At 69.2% G+C, this 17,437-nt stretch carries 15 protein-coding genes and 1 riboswitch; of the genes, 11 read left to right on the plus strand and 4 right to left on the minus strand.

Going from position 1 to position 17,437, the window contains the following annotated elements; translation table 11 throughout:
* Positions 1-34: 34 nt before the first annotated feature.
* The 3 genes from ribB to H0X90_RS17070 all read right to left on the minus strand — a co-directional run bounded on the left by ribB (position 35) and on the right by H0X90_RS17070 (position 3,284).
* On the minus strand, positions 35-745 hold the full coding sequence (ribB, locus tag H0X90_RS17060) for a 3,4-dihydroxy-2-butanone-4-phosphate synthase (RefSeq protein WP_012329192.1): 711 nt from the start codon (positions 743-745) through the stop codon (positions 35-37).
* Positions 746-863: 118 nt separating this feature from the next.
* A riboswitch (FMN riboswitch) is annotated at positions 864-1,012 on the minus strand.
* Between the two features lie 187 nt (positions 1,013-1,199).
* On the minus strand, positions 1,200-1,889 hold the full coding sequence (locus H0X90_RS17065; RefSeq protein ID WP_006489265.1) for a helix-turn-helix domain-containing protein: 690 nt from the start codon (positions 1,887-1,889) through the stop codon (positions 1,200-1,202).
* A 219-nt stretch (positions 1,890-2,108) separates the two neighbouring features.
* Positions 2,109-3,284 carry an MFS transporter gene (locus tag H0X90_RS17070; RefSeq protein ID WP_006497370.1) on the minus strand — a complete coding sequence of 392 codons (1,176 nt, stop codon included), beginning with the start codon at positions 3,282-3,284 and terminating at the stop codon, positions 2,109-2,111.
* A 147-nt stretch (positions 3,285-3,431) separates the two neighbouring features.
* On the opposite strand from H0X90_RS17070, the gene H0X90_RS17075 reads away from it, so the two are divergent.
* The 8 genes from H0X90_RS17075 (at position 3,432) to lnt (ending at position 11,728) form a co-directional block, all read left to right on the plus strand.
* Positions 3,432-4,364 carry a LysR family transcriptional regulator gene (locus H0X90_RS17075; protein WP_006486591.1) on the plus strand — a complete coding sequence of 311 codons (933 nt, stop codon included), beginning with the start codon at positions 3,432-3,434 and terminating at the stop codon, positions 4,362-4,364.
* Positions 4,365-4,577: 213 nt separating this feature from the next.
* Positions 4,578-5,951, plus strand: coding sequence for a tRNA (N6-isopentenyl adenosine(37)-C2)-methylthiotransferase MiaB (miaB, locus tag H0X90_RS17080; protein WP_077189718.1), 1,374 nt, complete (start codon positions 4,578-4,580; stop codon positions 5,949-5,951).
* Between the two features lie 29 nt (positions 5,952-5,980).
* Entirely contained in the window at positions 5,981-7,027 is a 1,047-nt protein-coding gene (locus H0X90_RS17085; RefSeq protein ID WP_006486600.1) for a PhoH family protein, read from the plus strand.
* A gap of 151 nt (positions 7,028-7,178) precedes the next feature.
* Complete coding sequence (gene ybeY / locus H0X90_RS17090) at positions 7,179-7,955, plus strand: rRNA maturation RNase YbeY (protein ID WP_006497372.1); 777 nt, start codon at positions 7,179-7,181, stop codon at positions 7,953-7,955.
* A gap of 12 nt (positions 7,956-7,967) precedes the next feature.
* Entirely contained in the window at positions 7,968-8,600 is a 633-nt protein-coding gene (locus tag H0X90_RS17095; RefSeq protein WP_006486595.1) for a gamma-glutamylcyclotransferase, read from the plus strand.
* 43 nt (positions 8,601-8,643) lie between these two features.
* Entirely contained in the window at positions 8,644-8,793 is a 150-nt protein-coding gene (locus tag H0X90_RS17100) for a hypothetical protein (protein ID WP_006497373.1), read from the plus strand.
* Positions 8,794-9,087: 294 nt separating this feature from the next.
* The gene (locus H0X90_RS17105) at positions 9,088-9,975 is read left to right on the plus strand and encodes an HlyC/CorC family transporter (protein WP_006487531.1); all 888 of its coding nucleotides are present in this window, start codon (positions 9,088-9,090) and stop codon (positions 9,973-9,975) included.
* A 52-nt stretch (positions 9,976-10,027) separates the two neighbouring features.
* A complete protein-coding gene (gene lnt / locus H0X90_RS17110) occupies positions 10,028-11,728 on the plus strand; it encodes an apolipoprotein N-acyltransferase (RefSeq protein ID WP_077189719.1) in 1,701 nt (566 codons plus the stop codon).
* A gap of 72 nt (positions 11,729-11,800) precedes the next feature.
* Here the strand turns inward: lnt and H0X90_RS17115 are convergent, their stop codons facing one another.
* Positions 11,801-13,447, minus strand: a complete 1,647-nt coding sequence (locus tag H0X90_RS17115; protein ID WP_077189720.1) for a hypothetical protein — start codon at positions 13,445-13,447, stop codon at positions 11,801-11,803.
* A gap of 283 nt (positions 13,448-13,730) precedes the next feature.
* Here H0X90_RS17115 and glyQ point away from each other — a divergent pair, with 283 nt between their 5' ends.
* The 3 genes from glyQ to gmhB are packed head-to-tail and all read left to right on the plus strand — an operon-like array spanning position 13,731 to position 17,431.
* Positions 13,731-14,735: a glycine--tRNA ligase subunit alpha gene (gene glyQ / locus H0X90_RS17120; RefSeq protein ID WP_006488593.1), complete on the plus strand. Its 1,005-nt coding sequence runs from the start codon at positions 13,731-13,733 to the stop codon at positions 14,733-14,735.
* A 22-nt stretch (positions 14,736-14,757) separates the two neighbouring features.
* The gene (gene glyS, locus H0X90_RS17125; RefSeq protein WP_006488597.1) at positions 14,758-16,857 is read left to right on the plus strand and encodes a glycine--tRNA ligase subunit beta; all 2,100 of its coding nucleotides are present in this window, start codon (positions 14,758-14,760) and stop codon (positions 16,855-16,857) included.
* A gap of 10 nt (positions 16,858-16,867) precedes the next feature.
* Entirely contained in the window at positions 16,868-17,431 is a 564-nt protein-coding gene (gene gmhB / locus H0X90_RS17130) for a D-glycero-beta-D-manno-heptose 1,7-bisphosphate 7-phosphatase (protein WP_006488591.1), read from the plus strand.
* The last annotated feature ends 6 nt before the right edge of the window (positions 17,432-17,437 follow it).

Consider the following 17,437-nt stretch of genomic DNA (forward strand, 5'->3'; position numbering starts at 1 on the left):
CCGCGGGCGCGCGTACGCGCCCGCCTTCCTTCGCTCAGGCCGGCTCGCAGCAGCGTTCGCGCGCGGCCGCCAACGCCTCGCGGAACGCGACGAGTTCCGCGATCGTCAGCATCGGCAGCCCGTGCCGTTGCGCGAAGCGCTCGACATCGTCGCCGCGCGTCATCGTGCCGTCCGGATTCATCAGCTCGCACAGCACGCCGGCCGGCTTCAGGCCCGCGAGGATCGACAGGTCGACCGTGCCTTCGGTATGACCGCGGCGCGCCAGCACGCCGCCCGGTTGCGCACGCAACGGAAACACGTGGCCGGGGCGCACGATGTCGTGCGGCTTCGCGCCGTCGGCGATCGCCGCGCGGATCGTCGTCACGCGATCGGCGGCCGACACACCGGTATGCACGCCTTCGCGCGCCTCGATCGAGACGGTGAACGCGGTGCCGTTGCGGCTTTCGTTGGTCTGCACCATCGGCGGCAGTTCGAGCGCGCGCACCGTGTCGTCGGTCAGGCACAGGCAGACGATGCCGCTGCACTCGCGGATCAACAGCGCCATCGTCTCGGGCGTGATGCGCTCGGCGGCGACGATCAGGTCGGCTTCGTTCTCGCGGTCGTGGTCATCCTGCAGCACGACCGCGCGGCCGGCGCGCATCGCGTCGAGCGCGGCGGCGATGCGCGGCGGCACCGGTTCGGAATCCAGCAACGGGAGATCGGCAAAGGCGTCGGCAGGCGCCGACGAAACGGACATCAAGGACATGTGAAACGCTCCTCGCAAATACGATTTGGGCGAAAAACGTTTCAGGGCATTGCAAACAGACAGAACGACAACCCGCTTCGCACGCAGCGCGAAGCGGCCCTGACGGACATGACTATCTGCACATCTTCTCTCATCCGGACTGTGACCGTCGGCTCTGGCATTCGACCAGATCTGCTGACCCCGCGCGAATTCGCGGGCGCTCGCGGGCTCGCCGGCTTACGCCAGCCTACCGCCGGTGGGGAATTTCGCCCCGCCCTGAAGACGCACTGATTGCCGGACGGGAACGCCCCGTCACCGGCGGGCCAAGCATACAACAGCCGCGCGCGACGCGCAGCCCACTACCGGTAAAACCTTACTGACGACCCTGTCTAACGGCATCGTCCGAACGGCCGACGCACCCGCCCGCGATCCCGCGAGAATCCGGGAGCGCAGTCGCGCCGCGCGGCCCGCGCGATCAGTTGGCGGCCGCCGTGTGCGCCGCGTCGGGCACGAGCCAGCGCGGCGGCACCTCGGGGCTCACCGTCACGCGAAACGCCCGCGCTTCGCTGTCGCCCGGGTTGCGCAGGCTGTACGGCTGGTCGGCATCGAACACGATCGCGTCGCCGGTCGCGAGCAACTGGCGGCGGTCGTGCACGCTGACTTCGAGCGTGCCTTCGCTGACGACGAGGTTGACCGTCGTGCCGGGGGCGCGACGCGCGCCGGGCTCCGTATGCAGCGGCGCGATGCGCAGCTCGTGGAATTCGGCCGCGGCCGGCTCGCCTTCCGGATACAGCGCACGCGCCGAGAAACGGCCGTTCGAGCTGACGACGCGCGACGCGCGCTCGGCCGCCAGATGCTCGAAACCGTTCACCGCGTGGCGCCGCAGAAACGCGGCGACCGACACCTTCAGCGCCGCGGCGATCTTGCAGAGCACCTTGATCGACGGCACGCTGCGCGCCGATTCGATCTGCGCGAGCATCGCGCGCGACACGCCGGACAGCCGCGCGAGCGCATCGAGCGACAGTTGCCGCTCGGCGCGCAAGCGCGCGAGGTTCACGCCGACGACCTGCTCGAGCACGTCGAGCGACGCGGACGCGCGCAGGTCGGCGGCATGGCCGGACTCGAAGGAAGACACGTCGCGCACGAGCGCCAGGGATGAAGACATAGCATTGCCTCCGGGCCGCCGCGCGGCCCTGCGTAGGGGGTAAGCCGGAATCGGAATCGGGTTGCGCCGGTCATTGGCGCGTATCGAGACGCTATCACCCGGCCTGGCACGGGCAAACGAAGTTATCTTCACACCGTTATCAGCATCGCGGAGGAATGCGTTTCTCGCGAACCTTTTCCTGCCGCTATGGCGTCGCCGTCGGCGCGCCGGGGCCGACGCTCACTGGGCCGCCGGCGCGGCGCCGCGGGCCGGGCCGCGCGCGTCGAGCCGCATCGCGAGCCACGTGACGATCAGCGCCGCGAACGTCACCGCGACCGCGACCCACGGCAGCGCATCGAGCGCGAAGCCGTGTTCCAGCGCGAGGCCGCCGAGCCACGCACCGCCCGCATTGCCGACGTTGAACGCGCCGATGTTCAGCGTCGACGCGAGATGCGGCGCGCTCGCGGCCTTCTCGACCACGCGCGCCTGCAGCGGCGGCACCGTCGCGAACGCGGCGATCCCCCAGACGAATACGGTGACGGCCGCCGCGACCGGCAGGTGGCTCGTCTTCGCGAACACGGCCATCACGGCCATCAGCGCGACGAGGATCGCGATCAGCGACGGCATCAGCGCGCGGTCGGCGAGCTTGCCGCCGATCGTATTGCCGATCGTCAGCCCCGCGCCGAACAGCACGAGGATCAGCGCGACCGCGCGCGGCGAGTAGCCCGACACGGTCTCGAGAATCGGCGCGATGTACGTGAACACCACGAACACGCCGCCGAAGCCGAGCACGGTCATCAGCAGCGCGAGCCACACCTGCGGCTCCTTCAGCACGCGCACTTCGTGGCCGAGGCCGACCGGCCCGCTGTCGTGGCGGTTCGGCACCAGCGCGGCCACGCCGCCGAGCGCCAGCACGCCGAGCGCGGCGACGATCCAGAACGACGCGCGCCAGCCGAGCAACTGGCCGACGAACGTGCCGAACGGCACGCCGAGCACGTTCGACAGCGTAAGTCCGGTAAACATCAGCGCGATCGCGCTCGCGCGCTTGTCGGCCGGCACGAGCGACGCGGCGACCACCGCACCGATGCCGAAGAACGAACCGTGCGCGAACGACGTGACGACGCGCGCGACCATCAGCATCGCGTAGCCGGACGCGGTCGCGCACAGCACGTTGCCGACGATGAAGATCGCCATCAGCAACTGCAGCGCAGCCTTGCGCGGCATGCGGCTCGTCAGCACCGCGAGCAGCGGCGCGCCGACCGCGACGCCGAGCGCGTAGCCGGTGACGAGCAGGCCGGCCGACGGCAGCGACACGGCCAGGTCGTGCGCAACTTCGGGCAGCAAGCCCATGATGATGAATTCGGTGGTGCCGATGGCGAAGGCGCTGATCGCGAGCGCCAGTAACGGAATGGGCATGACGTTCTCCGGAAGGCGGCGGCCGCGGCGCCCGATCGGTGCCGCACCGCACAAAAAAGCGGGATGTGCGCGCATTGTCCCGAAGACGTCTATATTTGATAATTGGCGTGGCATTTGAACCATTTTCAAATATTTCTGGAAAATCGCATGGACCGACTGGGCGACATCCGGCTGTTCGTCGAGGCGGCGGAGCTGGGCAGCCTGTCCGCCGCCGGGCGCAAGCTGAACCTCACGCCGGCCGCCGCGAGCGCGCGGCTCGCGAAGCTCGAGGCGAAGATCGCGACGCGGCTGTTCGAACGCTCGACGCGGCAATTGCGGCTCACCGACGAAGGCAAGCTGTACCTGAACTGCTGCCGCCAGGCGCTGCAGGCGCTCGACGACGCGGACGCGATGCTGCAGGAAGGCCGCAATGTCGTAAGCGGCAAGGTGCGGCTGTCGTCAACGTCCGATTTCGGCCGCCATCAGCTGCTCGACTGGCTCCACGAATTCACGACGCTGCATCCGGGCGTCACGTTCTCGCTGACGGCGTCCGATTCGTCGTCGAACCTGTGGCAGGACGAGATCGACCTCGCGATCCGCTTCGCCGCGCCGCCCGACGGCGCGCTGATCGCCCGCCGGCTCGCGACCAACCGGCGCGTGCTGTGCGCGGCGCCGTCGTTCGTCGAGCGCCATGGCGTGCCGGCCGATCCGCACGATCTGGCCCGCTTTCCGTGCAACGTGATCACGATCGCGTCCGGCCCGATGAACACCTGGCACTTCACGCGCGGCGACGAAGTGCAGATCCACACGGTGCCCGTGTCGACGGCGTTCGAGACCAACGACGGCGGGCTCACGCGCGAATGGACGCTGCGCGGCCACGGCATTGCGCTGAAGTCGCTGTGGGACATCGCCGACGACGTCCGCGCGGGCCGGCTGCGCGTGCTGCTGCCCGAGTGGCGGCACCAGGACGCGCCGCTGCACGCGATCTATCACAGCAAGCGCTACATGGCGCCGCGCGTGCGCGTGCTGCTCGACTTTCTCGCCGAACGCTTCGCGCGCGAGGAAGCCGCGCTCGACGATCTGCTGAACGCGTGTCGCTGACGGCCGGGCCGTCACCACTGCGGGGTCGGAACGCGAAAACCGGCGTCGCGCGCCCGCAACCGGCCGCCCGTCCGTCTTGGCATGAAAAGCTATAATGGAAGGCTTTCCCGACGGCCTTTCCTGTCCGTGCGCGCGATTCGCGTGCCGCGCACGGCCGTCCCGACTCACCCTTGACGACGCCCCCAGGTCAACCACTGCGAACGGCGAATCCCCATGACCAAGAAAGTTTACGTAAAGACCTTCGGCTGCCAGATGAACGAGTACGACTCGGACAAGATGGTGGACGTGCTCAACGCGGCCGAAGGCCTCGAAAAGACCGACACGCCGGAAGACGCGGACATCATCCTGTTCAACACGTGCTCGGTGCGTGAAAAGGCGCAGGAAAAGGTGTTCTCCGATCTCGGCCGCGTGCGCGAGCTGAAGGAAGCGAAGCCCAGCCTGCTGATCGGCGTCGGCGGCTGCGTCGCGAGCCAGGAAGGCGCGTCGATCGTGTCGCGCGCGCCGTACGTCGACCTCGTGTTCGGCCCGCAGACCCTGCACCGCCTGCCGCAGATGATCGACGCGCGCCGCGCGAGCGGCCGCGCGCAGGTCGACATCACGTTCCCCGAAATCGAGAAGTTCGACCACCTGCCGCCCGCGCGCGTCGAGGGGCCGAGCGCGTTCGTGTCGATCATGGAAGGCTGCTCGAAGTACTGCAGCTACTGCGTGGTGCCGTACACGCGCGGCGATGAAGTGTCGCGCCCGCTCGACGACGTGCTGACCGAAGTGGCCGGCCTCGCCGACCAGGGCGTGCGCGAAGTCACGCTGCTCGGCCAGAACGTGAACGCCTACCGCGGCGCGCTGGCGGCCGGCTCGTCCGAGATCGCCGATTTCGCGACGCTGATCGAATACGTCGCCGACATCCCCGGCATCGAGCGGATCCGCTACACGACGTCGCATCCGAAGGAATTCACGCAGCGCCTGATCGACACCTACGCGAAGGTGCCGAAGCTCGTGAACCACCTGCACCTGCCGGTCCAGCACGGTTCCGACCGCATCCTGATGGCGATGAAGCGCGGCTACACGGTGCTCGAATACAAGTCGGTGATCCGCAAGCTGCGCGCGATCCGCCCCGACCTGTCGCTGTCGACCGACATGATCGTCGGCTTCCCCGGCGAGACCAAGGACGATTTCGACAAGATGATGGCGCTCGTGCACGAGATGAGCTACGACACCAGCTTCTCGTTCATCTACAGCCCGCGCCCCGGCACGCCGGCCGCGAACCTCGCCGACGACACGCCGCGCGACGTGAAGCTCAAACGCCTGCAACATCTGCAGGCGACGATCGAGGAGAACGTCGCGCGCATCAGCCAGTCGATGGTCGGGAAGGTCGAGCGGATCCTCGTCGAGGGCCCGTCGCGCAAGGACCCGAACGAACTCGCGGGCCGCACCGAGAACAACCGGGTCGTGAATTTCCCGGCGCCGCTCGCGTCGCACCCGCGCCTGATCGGCCAGATGATCGACGTGAAGATCAACCATGCGTACCCGCACTCGCTGCGCGGCGAGCTCGTGATCGTCAGCGACGACGCGAGCGCGGCCACCCACTGATTGACGCCCGACAGGAGCCCGACGCTACTTTGAAGACCGTCCAAGCACTGGAATTCACCGCCCCGCGCGACGACAACGCGCGCCTCGCCAACCTCTGCGGCCCGCTCGACGAGAACCTGCGGCAGATCGAACAGGCGCTCGACGTCACGCTCGCGCGGCGCGGCCACCGGATCACGATCCGCGGGCGCGGCGCCAAGCTCGCGCTCGCCGCGCTCGAAAACTTCTACAACCGCGCGCGCGATCCGCTGTCGGTCGACGACATCCAGCTCGCGCTGGTCGAGGTGCGCCACACGGCCGGCAACGGCCGCCAGGACACGCTCGACGTGCGCTTTCGCGGCGACCCCGATCATCCGTTCGACGAACCGGTCGTGCAGCTCGACGCGGACGAGCCGGACGAAGAGCCGGCGCCGAAGCTCTACACGCGGCGCGCCGACCTGCGCGGCCGCACGCCCGCTCAGCGCGAATACCTGAAGCAGATCCTGTCGCACGACGTGACGTTCGGCATCGGGCCGGCCGGCACCGGCAAGACCTACCTCGCGGTCGCGTGCGCGGTCGACGCGCTCGAGCGCGACCAGGTCAAGCGGATCGTGCTGACGCGCCCGGCCGTCGAGGCCGGCGAGCGGCTCGGCTTCCTGCCCGGCGATCTCGCGCAGAAGGTCGACCCGTACCTGCGTCCGCTGTACGACGCGCTGTACGACCTGCTCGGCTTCGACAAGACGGCCAAGATGTTCGAGCGCCAGATGATCGAGATCGCGCCGCTCGCGTACATGCGCGGCCGCACGCTGAACCACGCGTTCATCATCCTCGACGAGGCGCAGAACACGACGCCCGAGCAGATGAAGATGTTCCTCACGCGGATCGGCTTCGGCTCGAAGGCGGTCGTGACCGGCGACACGAGCCAGGTCGACCTGCCGCGCGGCCACAAGAGCGGCCTCGTCGAGGCGCAGCAGGTGCTCGGCGGCGTGCGCGGCATCGCGCTCACCCGCTTCACGAGCGCGGACGTGGTGCGCCATCCGCTCGTCGCGCGCATCGTCGAGGCGTACGACGAATTCCACGCGCAGCACCAGGACGGCTGAGCGGCGGCGCGCGTGCGCTGCCCCAGGCCTGCCGGCCCGGCCCGCCGTCATGGCGCGCCGGGCTTTTTTTCGCCCGCGCGCCGCCCGGCCGAATTCGGGCGCGATCGGCCGTTTGGTGTATCCTCAACGCGTCCCAATCGCCGCACGCGTCATGAAATCCTCCCGTTCCCGCAAGTCCGGTCGCGCCCAGTCCGCCGCGTCCGAATCCCCCCGCCTTTCGCTGTTCGACGCGAAGGGCAAAGCCCGCACCGTCAACGCGCAAGGGCTGCGGATCGACTTCCCGGACGGCCGCAGCCTGATGTTCGACCTGTCGGGCAGCTCGGGCGACGCGGCCGTCGCGATCGTCGCGCAGCACAACGATCCGGCGATGCGCGCGAAGCTCGCGCTGCAACCCGAGCATTACGACAGCGTGACGCTGCACGTCGGCGCCGAGTTCGCGCCGCGCGAGGACGATCCGGAAGACGAGCCGCGCGCGCTGGAACTCGACCTGTCGGTGCAGTACGGCGACGAGATCACGAGCGACGTGCGCAAGACGCTCCCCAAGCGCAAGCTGATCGCCGAATGGCTCGAGCCGGCGCTGTTCGCGAGCGCGCAGCTCACCGTGCGCTTCGTCGGCGAGAACGAAGGCCGTACGCTGAACGCCGGCTACCGCCACAAGGACTATCCGACCAACGTGCTGACCTTCGCGTACGACGCGGCGCCCGACGGCACCGTGATCGGCGACCTGGTGCTGTGCTGCCCGGTGGTCGAGAAGGAAGCGCACGACCAGGGCAAGCCGCTCATGGCCCATTACGCGCACCTGCTGGTGCACGGCGCGCTGCACGCGCAGGGCTACGACCACGAGACCAGCGACGAGGACGCGGCCGAAATGGAAGCGCTCGAAGTCGACATCCTCGCTAAACTGGGTTTCCCGAACCCGTACCAGTAAGCCGTCCGCCCGATGCGTAACGCCGCGATGCTGCCGCCCGCCTACCCGCCGTCGATCGGCGAAGGCCGTCTGCTGACGGAAGACGAGCTCGCGGCGTCGCTCGCGCATACGATGCGCGACTGGGACGGCCGGCAGGATCTGTGGCTGTTCGGCTATGGCTCGCTGATCTGGAACCCCGGGCTGCCGACCGTCGCCGCCGTACGCGGCAAGGTGCACGGCTATCACCGCGGGCTCTACCTGTGGTCGCGCGTGAACCGCGGCACCCCCGAGCGGCCGGGCCTCGTGCTCGCGCTCGATCGCGGCGGCTCGTGCTCGGGCATCGCGTTCCGGCTCTCCGGCCCGACCGCGCAGCCGCATCTCGAGACGCTGTGGAAACGCGAGATGCCGATGGGCTCGTACCGGCCCGCGTGGCTGCCGTGCTCGCTCGAGACCGGCGAACGCGTGAACGCGCTCGCATTCGTGATGCGCCGCGATGCACCGACCTATACGGGCAAGCTGACCGATCCCGTCGTGAAGGAAGTGTTCAGTTGCGCGGCCGGCCGCTACGGCACGACGCTCGACTACGTGAGCCGCACGGTCGACGCGCTGCGCGCGAGCGGCATCCCCGACCGCGCGCTGGAAGGGCTGCTGGCGCGATGCCGGTGATGCGACACCACGCCGCCCGCGCATCCGAACGAGGACATCCCCGATGAAACCGTCAAACTGGTCGCGTGGCAGGATCGCCGCGCTGCTCGTCGCCGCGAGCGTCGCGCTGTCCGGCTGCGGAATCCTCGGCTGCGGCGGCGCCGCGACCAACGGCGCGGCCGCCGGCGGCTGCTCGGCCGGCATGCGGTTCTGAACCGAGCGCCGGCGGCGCCCGCCTGCGGCAGAATGCCGCGCTCACGACCGATGTCCCGCGTCGGGCCGCGCCGCCCTTGCCGCCACCGTTTTTTTGCCGCCCCGCCCCGCCGACTCTTTCTGCGCTAGGATGGACCCGAGGACGGCGTCGCGCCCGGCGCGGCCGTCCGCGAGCGGGCCCGCGCGAGCCGCCCATCCTGGCCGTGCGGCCGGGGTGACACGGTCGCGTCGTGCCCTTGGTGTATCCTTGCCTACTCCGTGACCGCGCGCCCCGGCATGACCCGGGCGCACCACCATGAACGATTCGTATCCCAGTCGTAAGTCAACCGACAAACCGCAAGAAAAGCGCTCGCTGCTCGAGCGCCTGACCGACTTCATCTCGCCCGAGCCCGAATCCCGCGGCGAGCTGCTGGAAATCCTCCAGGACGCCCACGAACGCAACCTGATCGACGCCGATTCGCTGTCGATGATCGAAGGCGTGTTCCAGGTATCCGATCTGTGCGCCCGCGACATCATGGTGCCGCGCGCGCAGATGGACGCGATCAACATCGCCGACAAGCCCGAGGATTTCATCCCGTTCGTCCTCGAAAAGGCGCACTCGCGCTACCCCGTGTACGAGGAGAACCGCGACAACGTGATCGGCGTGCTGCTCGCGAAGGACCTGCTGCGCTTCTACGCCGAGGAAGAGTTCGACGTGCGCGGGATGCTGCGCCCGGCCGTGTTCATTCCGGAATCGAAGCGCCTGAACGTGCTGCTGCACGACTTCCGCGTGAACCGCAACCACCTGGCGATCGTCGTCGACGAATACGGCGGCGTCGCGGGCCTGATCACGATCGAGGACGTGCTCGAACAGATCGTCGGCGACATCGAGGACGAATACGACTTCGACGAGGAAGCCGGCAACATCATCGCGGGGCCGGACGGCCGCTACCGCGTGCGTGCGCTCACCGAGATCGAACAGTTCAACGAGGTGTTCGGCACCGATTTCCCCGACGACGAAGTCGACACGATCGGCGGGCTGATCACCCATCATTTCGGACGCGTGCCGCACCGCGGCGAGAAGCTGCAGCTCGGCAACCTCGCGTTCGAAATCCAGCGCGGCGATGCGCGCCAGGTTCATGTGCTGCTGGTGCGCCGCAACCCGCTCGCCAGCCGTCGCGCCGAAACCTCGCACGAAGACTGACCGTTCCGCGCCAGCCGCGCCTCCTTCAACCGCTCGCCCACTTCCGCTTCACATGGACGATCCGATCCCGTCCCGCCCGGCTGGCGGCCTTCTCGCGCCGCCCCCCGGCCGCGCGCTGCCGCGCTGGCATTATCCGGCCGCGCTGCTCGCCGGCGCCGCCAATACGCTCAGCTTCGCGCCCACGCCGCACGGCGGCTGGCTGCAGCTCGTCGTATTCGTCTGGTTTTTCGCACAGCTGACGCGCACGTCGAGCTGGCGCGGCGCCGCGCTCACCGGCGGCGCGTTCGGCTTCGGCAACTTCGTCAGCGGCGTCTGGTGGCTCTACATCAGCATGCACGTGTACGGCGAGATGGCCGCGCCGCTCGCGGGCGGCGCGCTCGTGCTGTTCTCGCTGTACCTGTCGCTGTACCCGGCATTCTCGGCCGGGCTGTGGTCGTTCTGCGCGGGCCATGCGTGGCATCGCCGCGCGCCCGACCCGCGGCCGTTCTCGCCGACCTGGCACGGCGCGTTTGCGTTCGCGAGCGCGTGGGCGCTCGGCGAATGGCTGCGCGGCACCGTGTTCACCGGCTTTCCGTGGCTCGGCAGCGGCTACCCGCAGGTCGACGGCCCGTTCGCCGGCTTTGCGCCGGTGGTCGGCGTGTACGGGATCGCGTGGGTGCTCGCGCTGTTCGCCGCATTGGTCGTGCAGGCGCTCGTCGCCGCGCGTCCGTCGCCGGTGCGTGACAACGGAGCCGGCGCATCCGGCGGCAACGCCCGCGTGCGCGTCGCCGCGCCGGCCGGCATCGCCGTCGCGCTCGTCGCGGCCGGCCTCGGACTGTCGCAGGTCACCTGGACCGTGCCCGCGAACGCGCCGCTCACCGTGCGGCTGCTGCAGGGCAACGTGAAGCAGGACATCAAGTTCGAGCAGGAAGGCATCGACGCAGCGATCAAGATGTATCAGCAGATGATCGTCGAGAAGCCGGCCGACCTGATCGTCACGCCCGAGACCGCGATCGCGGTGATGATCCAGGAGCTGCCCGAGCCGTTCGCGGTCGCGATCCGCAAGTTCAGCGACACGACCGGCTCGGCCGTGCTGTTCGGCGCGGTCGGCGCGTCGGTGACCGAGGACGGCCACTACGTCGACTACACGAACAGCCTGTACGGCGTGACGCCGAACTCGCGCGACATCTATCACTACGACAAGCACCACCTCGTGCCCTTCGGCGAGTTCATTCCGTGGGGCTTCCGGTGGTTCGTCGACCTGATGAAGATGCCGCTCGGCGACTTCGCGCGCGGCGCGCCCGTGCAGAAGCCGTTCCTCGTGCACAACCAGCCGGTGATGGCCGACATCTGCTACGAGGACTTGTTCGGCGAGGAAATCGCCGCGACGATCCGCGACAACCCGCAGCCGCCGGGCGTGCTCGTCAACGTGACGAACCTCGCGTGGTTCGGCGACACGATCGCGCTCGACCAGCACCTGCAGATCGCCCGGATGCGCTCGCTCGAAACGGGCCGGCCGATGCTGCGCTCGACCAACACCGGGATGACGGCCGCGATCGACGCGCACGGCCGCGTGCTCGGCCAGTTGAAGCCGTTCACGATCGGCTCGCTCGACGTGCGGATCGAAGGCACGAGCGGCTTCACGCCGTACGTGACGAGCGGCAACAATATCGTGCTCGCGGTGTCGCTCGTGCTGCTCGCGTTCGGCTTCACGTTCGGGCCCGGGCTGCGGCGGCGCAACGGCCGCAAGCCCGGCGACGACGAAGCGGCATGATGCAGCGGGCCGCTGCCGCGCGCGGCGGCCCGTGACCACGAACCGGCCGGCCGCTCAGGCGGGCCGGGACGATCAGTTCGATCGATCCTGTTGCGCCGGCTGCGCGGCAAGGCCGCGCAGATCGCGGCTCACTTCCTCCATCACCGGCGCCCACGCGCCGAACGTCGGCTGCCGGTACAACGTCGCGGTCGGATACCACGGGCTGTCCGCGCGATCGAGCAGCCACGGCCAGTGCGGATTCACGTCGAGCAGCACCCAGGTGCGCGCACCGAGCGCGCCGGCCAGGTGCGCGACCGACGTGCACACGGTGATCACGAGATCGAGCGCGCCGATGAACGCGGCCGTATCGTCGAGGCTCTTCAACTCGGCCGTGTAGTCGTCGATCGCGAAGCCCGCCGCGCGCGCGGCGGCGACATCCGCATCCGCACCCGGCTGCAGCGAATAGAACGCGACGCCGTCGATGCCGCGAAACGCGTCGGCATAGCGCTCGAGCCCGACGCGCCGGAACGGATTGCGCTGATGGCCCGCGCTGCCCGTCCACACGAGCCCGACCTTCAGCCGGCCATCGCCCGCGAGCCGCGCGCGCCATGCATCACGTGCGCGTGGTTCGGCCCGCAGGTAAGGCACCGACGCGGCGAGCGTCGACGCCTCCATCCCGAGCATCAGCGGCAGGCCGATCAGCGGCACTTCGTAATCGAATGCCGGCAGCGCGTCGATGCCGCCGCCCGCGCCGAACACGTCCGCGTGCGCGCCGAGACTGCGCTGCATCAGCGTGCCGAGCGCCGGAAACGTATTCCACGCGAGCCGGCCGCCTTCGCGATGCACGCGTTCGGCGAGCGGCACGACGAAGCGGCAGAACTGCAGCACGTCGCCGAGCCCCTGCTCGCCCCACACCAGCAGCGTCTTGCCGGCGAGCGGCTCGCCCTGCCAGCGCGGGCCCGGCAGCGCCGGCCGGCGGCCGCGCAACTCGCCCGCGCCGTCCCAGCGCGCCTCGTGGCCACGCCAACCGGCCGCGTGGTTGCCGCGCACCAGCTGGATGATCGCGAGATTGAAGCGGAACGACGCATCGTCGGGCGCGAGTTCGCAGGCGCGCGCCGCATGGCGCTCGGCCTCGTCCCAGCGCTGCGCCTCCTTCATCGCCATCGCGACGTTGTTCATCGCGAGCGCGTTGTCGGGCGCGAGCTCGACGAGCCGCGCGGCGCACGCGAGCGCACCGTCCAGGTCGTGCGTCGCGATCCGCGCGACGACGAGGTTGATCCATGCCTGCACGTCCCGCGGATCGTGCTGCACGGCCGCATCGAGCAACGCGATCTCTTCCGCGCGATCGGCGCCCGACAAGCGCAGCGCGATCGCGAGGTTGTTGCGCAGCGACGGCCAGCCGGCATCGATCGCGAGCGCCGCGCGGTACGGCGCGACCGCGTCCGCGTGACGGCCGGCCATCTGCAGCGCATAGCCATGGTTGAAGTGTGTGGCCGCGCCCGGCTGCACGCGCACCGCGCATTCGGCGAGCGCGAGCGCGTCGGCCGTGCGCTGCCGCGCGACGAGCGCCGTCGTGAGCCGCACGAGCGCGTCGGCATCGACCGCATGCAGATGGGCGGCAGCGGCCAGCCACAGATCGTGCGCGGGGCGCTCGCCGCGCGCCTGCGCGTCGGCGGCCTGCCCGAGCAGCGCGAGGAACGGCGGAAGCAGCGGAATCAGAATGTCGGTCGGTTCGTCCATGCAATCGGCATCGGCAAGCGGTGACGCGGCACGCGTGGCGCGCCGCAATACGCGCATCTTACCGCCCGCGCGACGCGCCGCGGCAGGGGCGCCGCGCGCGTGCGCGCAGGCCGCGGGAGCGGTGCGGCGATGCCCGCATCGGCCTTCCGGCCGCATCCGGTCGCCGATCCGGTAAAATTACGCGTTTCAGCACACTAACAAGCCGCGCCGCCGCGCGAGCCGACCCTCCGGGCCCGCCCGGAGCGCCGTCCGCAACGGAGCGCCAGCGCCACGAAGGCTCTTCATGCTTACGTTTCAGCAAATCATCCTGACGCTGCAGTCCTACTGGGACAAGCAGGGTTGCGCCCTGCTCCAGCCCATCGACATGGAAGTCGGCGCGGGCACGTCGCACGTCCACACGTTCCTGCGCGCGGTCGGCCCCGAGCCGTGGCGCGCCGCGTACGTGCAGCCGTCGCGCCGCCCGAAGGACGGCCGCTATGGCGAAAACCCGAACCGCCTGCAGCACTACTACCAGTACCAGGTCGTGCTCAAGCCGGCGCCGGAAAACATCCTCGACCTGTACCTCGGCTCGCTCGAGGCGCTCGGCTTCGACCTGAAGCAGAACGACGTGCGCTTCGTCGAGGACGACTGGGAGAACCCGACGCTCGGCGCGTGGGGCCTCGGCTGGGAAGTGTGGCTGAACGGGATGGAAGTCACGCAGTTCACGTATTTCCAGGAAGTCGGCGGGCTCGAATGCAAGCCGGTGCTCGGCGAGATCACGTACGGCCTCGAGCGCCTCGCGATGTATCTGCAGAAGGTCGAGAACGTGTACGACCTCGTGTGGACCGAGTGGGAAGAGCAAGGCCCGAACGGCCCCGAGCTGCGCCGCCTGTCGTACGGCGACGTGTACCACCAGAACGAGGTCGAGCAGTCGACCTACAACTTCGAGCACGCGAACGTCGACCTGCTGTTCACGTTCTTCAACAGCTACGAAGCGGAAGCGAAGAAGATGATCGACGCGCAGCTCGCGCTGCCCGCGTACGAACTCGTGCTGAAGGCCGGCCACACGTTCAACCTGCTCGACGCGCGCGGCGCGATCTCGGTGACCGAGCGGGCCGCGTACATCGGCCGCATCCGCGCACTGTCGCGTCTCGTCGCGCAGGCTTACTACGACTCGCGCGAGAAGCTCGGCTTCCCGATGCTCGGCAACCCGCCGGGCGTGCCGGGCCTCACCACCGACGCCCAGGACGCCGCCCAGCCGGCATGGGCGCCGCCGCTCAAGGTCGAACGCAAGATCGATCAGGTCTGACGAGACGAGATTCAATCCAACCATGACGCACAATCATCCCGCCCCCCTGCTCGTCGAACTGCTGACCGAAGAGCTGCCGCCGAAGGCCCTCGCGCGCCTCGGCGACGCATTCGCCGAAGGTCTCGCGCAACGCCTCGCGGCGCGCGACCTCGTCGAAGGCGAACTCGTGTTCGAACGCTACGCCACGCCGCGCCGCCTCGCGGTCGTCGTGCAGAACGTGCGCGCCGTCGCGCCTGACCGGCAGGTCCGCGAAAAGGTCCTGCCCGTGTCGGTCGCGCTCGACGCCGAAGGCAAGCCCACGGCCCCGCTCGCGAAGAAGCTCGCGGCGCTCGGCCACCCGAACCTGTCGATCGCCGATCTCGAGCGCGCGCAGGACGGCAAGGCCGAAGCGTTCTTCATCAATTACTCGGCGGCCGGCGCCACGCTCGCCGACGGCCTGCAGGCCGCGCTCGACGAGGCGCTCGCGAAGCTGCCGATCCCGAAATTCATGACGTACCAGCGCCCGGACGGCTCGGACGTGAAGTTCGTGCGCCCGGTGCATCGCCTGACGGTGCTGCACGACGACCGCATCGTGCCCGTCACCGCGTTCGGCGTCGACGCCGGCGACACGACGCTCGGCCACCGCTTCCTGTCCGACGGCCTGGTCGCGATCCAGCACGCCCGCGCGTACGCCGACACGCTGCGCGACAAGGGCCGCGTGATCGCGCACTTCGCCGATCGCCGCGAAACGATCCGCACGCAGCTGAACGAACATGCGAACGGCGACACGGTCGTGATGCCCGAATCGCTGCTCGACGAAGTCACGTCGCTGGTCGAATGGCCGGTCGTCTACCCGTGCCGCTTCGAGGACGAATTCCTGCAGGTGCCGCAGGAATGCCTGATCCTCACGATGCAGACGAACCAGAAGTATTTCGCGCTGACCGACGTCGCCGGCAAGCTGCGCTCGCGCTTCCTGATCGTGTCGAACATCGAGACGAAGACGCCGGGCGAGATCATCGAGGGCAACGAGCGCGTCGTGCGCCCGCGCCTCGCCGATGCGAAGTTCTTCTTCGAGCAGGACAAGAAGAAGCCGCTCGCCGACCGCGTGCCGCAACTCGCGAACGTCGTCTATCACAACAAGCTCGGTTCGGCGCTCGCCCGCGTCGAGCGCCTCGAGGCGCTGGCCGGCGAAATCGCCCCTGCGATCGGCGCCGACACCGCGCACGCGAAGCGCGCCGCGCGCCTCGCGAAGGCCGACCTGCTGACCGACATGGTCGGCGAGTTCCCGGAACTGCAGGGCACGATGGGCACGTACTACGCGCGCCACGACGGCGAAGCCGACGACGTCGCGCTCGCATGCGCCGAGCACTACCAGCCGCGCTTTTCCGGCGACGCACTGCCGACCACGCCGGTGTCGACCGCCGTCGCGCTCGCGGACAAGCTCGAAACGATCGTCGGCATCTGGGGCATCGGCCTCGCGCCGACCGGCGAGAAGGATCCGTTCGCGCTGCGCCGCCACGCGCTCGGCGTGCTGCGCCTGCTGCTCGAAAAGCAGTTGCCGCTCGATCTCGTCTCGCTGCTGCGCACGGCCCATGCACGCTTTAACGGCGTGCCGGGCGTTGCCGAATCGACCGACGCGATCTTCGCGTTCTTCATGGATCGCCTGCGCGGCCTGCTGCGCGAGCGCGGCTATTCGGCCGGCGAAATCGACGCGGTGCTGAGCCTGAATCCGACGCGCATCGACGATCTCGTCGCGCGTCTCGACGCGGTGCGCGAATTCACGCGCCTCGCGGAAGCCGAAGCGCTCGCGGCCGCGAACAAGCGGATCTCGAACATCCTGAAGAAGTCGGAAGGCGGCGCGAACGGCGCGGTGCAGCCGACGCTGCTCGTCGAGGCCGCCGAGAAGGCGCTGCACGAACAGCTCGCGGCCGTCACGCCGCACGTGCAGTCGCAGCTCGAGGCGCGTGCATACACGGGCGCGCTGTCGGCGCTCGCCGCGCTGCGCGCGCCGGTCGACACGTTCTTCAACGACGTGATGGTCAACGCGGAAGATCCGGCCCTGCGCGCGAACCGTCTCGCGCTGCTGTCCGCGCTGCACCAGCAGATGAACTGCGTCGCCGACATCTCGAAGCTCGCCGCATAAGGGCCGCCCGATGCCGACCAGCCCCAACCGAAAGCTCGTCGTCCTCGACCGGGACGGCGTGATCAACGTCGATTCGGACGCGTTCATCAAGACGCCCGACGAATGGATCGCGCTGCCCGGCAGCTTCGAGGCGATCGCCCGGCTCAACCACGCGGGCTACCGCGTGGTCGTCGCGACCAACCAGTCCGGCATCGGTCGCGGGCTGTTCGACATGGCCGCGCTCAACGAGATGCACCTGAAAATGCATCGCGCGGCGGCCGCGGTCGGCGCGCGCATCGACGCGGTGTTCTTCTGCCCGCATACGGCCGAAGATCATTGCGACTGCCGCAAGCCGAAACCCGGCATGATGCAGATGATCGCCGAGCGCTTCGAGATCGATCCCGATCACACGCCGGTCGTCGGCGATTCGCTGCGCGACCTGCAGGCCGGCGTCGCGGTCGGCTTCCAGCCGCACCTCGTGCTGACCGGCAAGGGCAAGAAAACGCTCGCCGCGGGCAATCTGCCGCCCGGCACGAAGGTCCACGACGACCTGCGCGCGTTTGCGCTCGATTTTCTTTCACACGAACACGAGTGATGCGGC

The sequence above is a fragment of the Burkholderia sp. 9775_39 genome, assembly GCF_015712225.1.
GTDB lineage: Bacteria > Pseudomonadota > Gammaproteobacteria > Burkholderiales > Burkholderiaceae > Burkholderia > Burkholderia cenocepacia.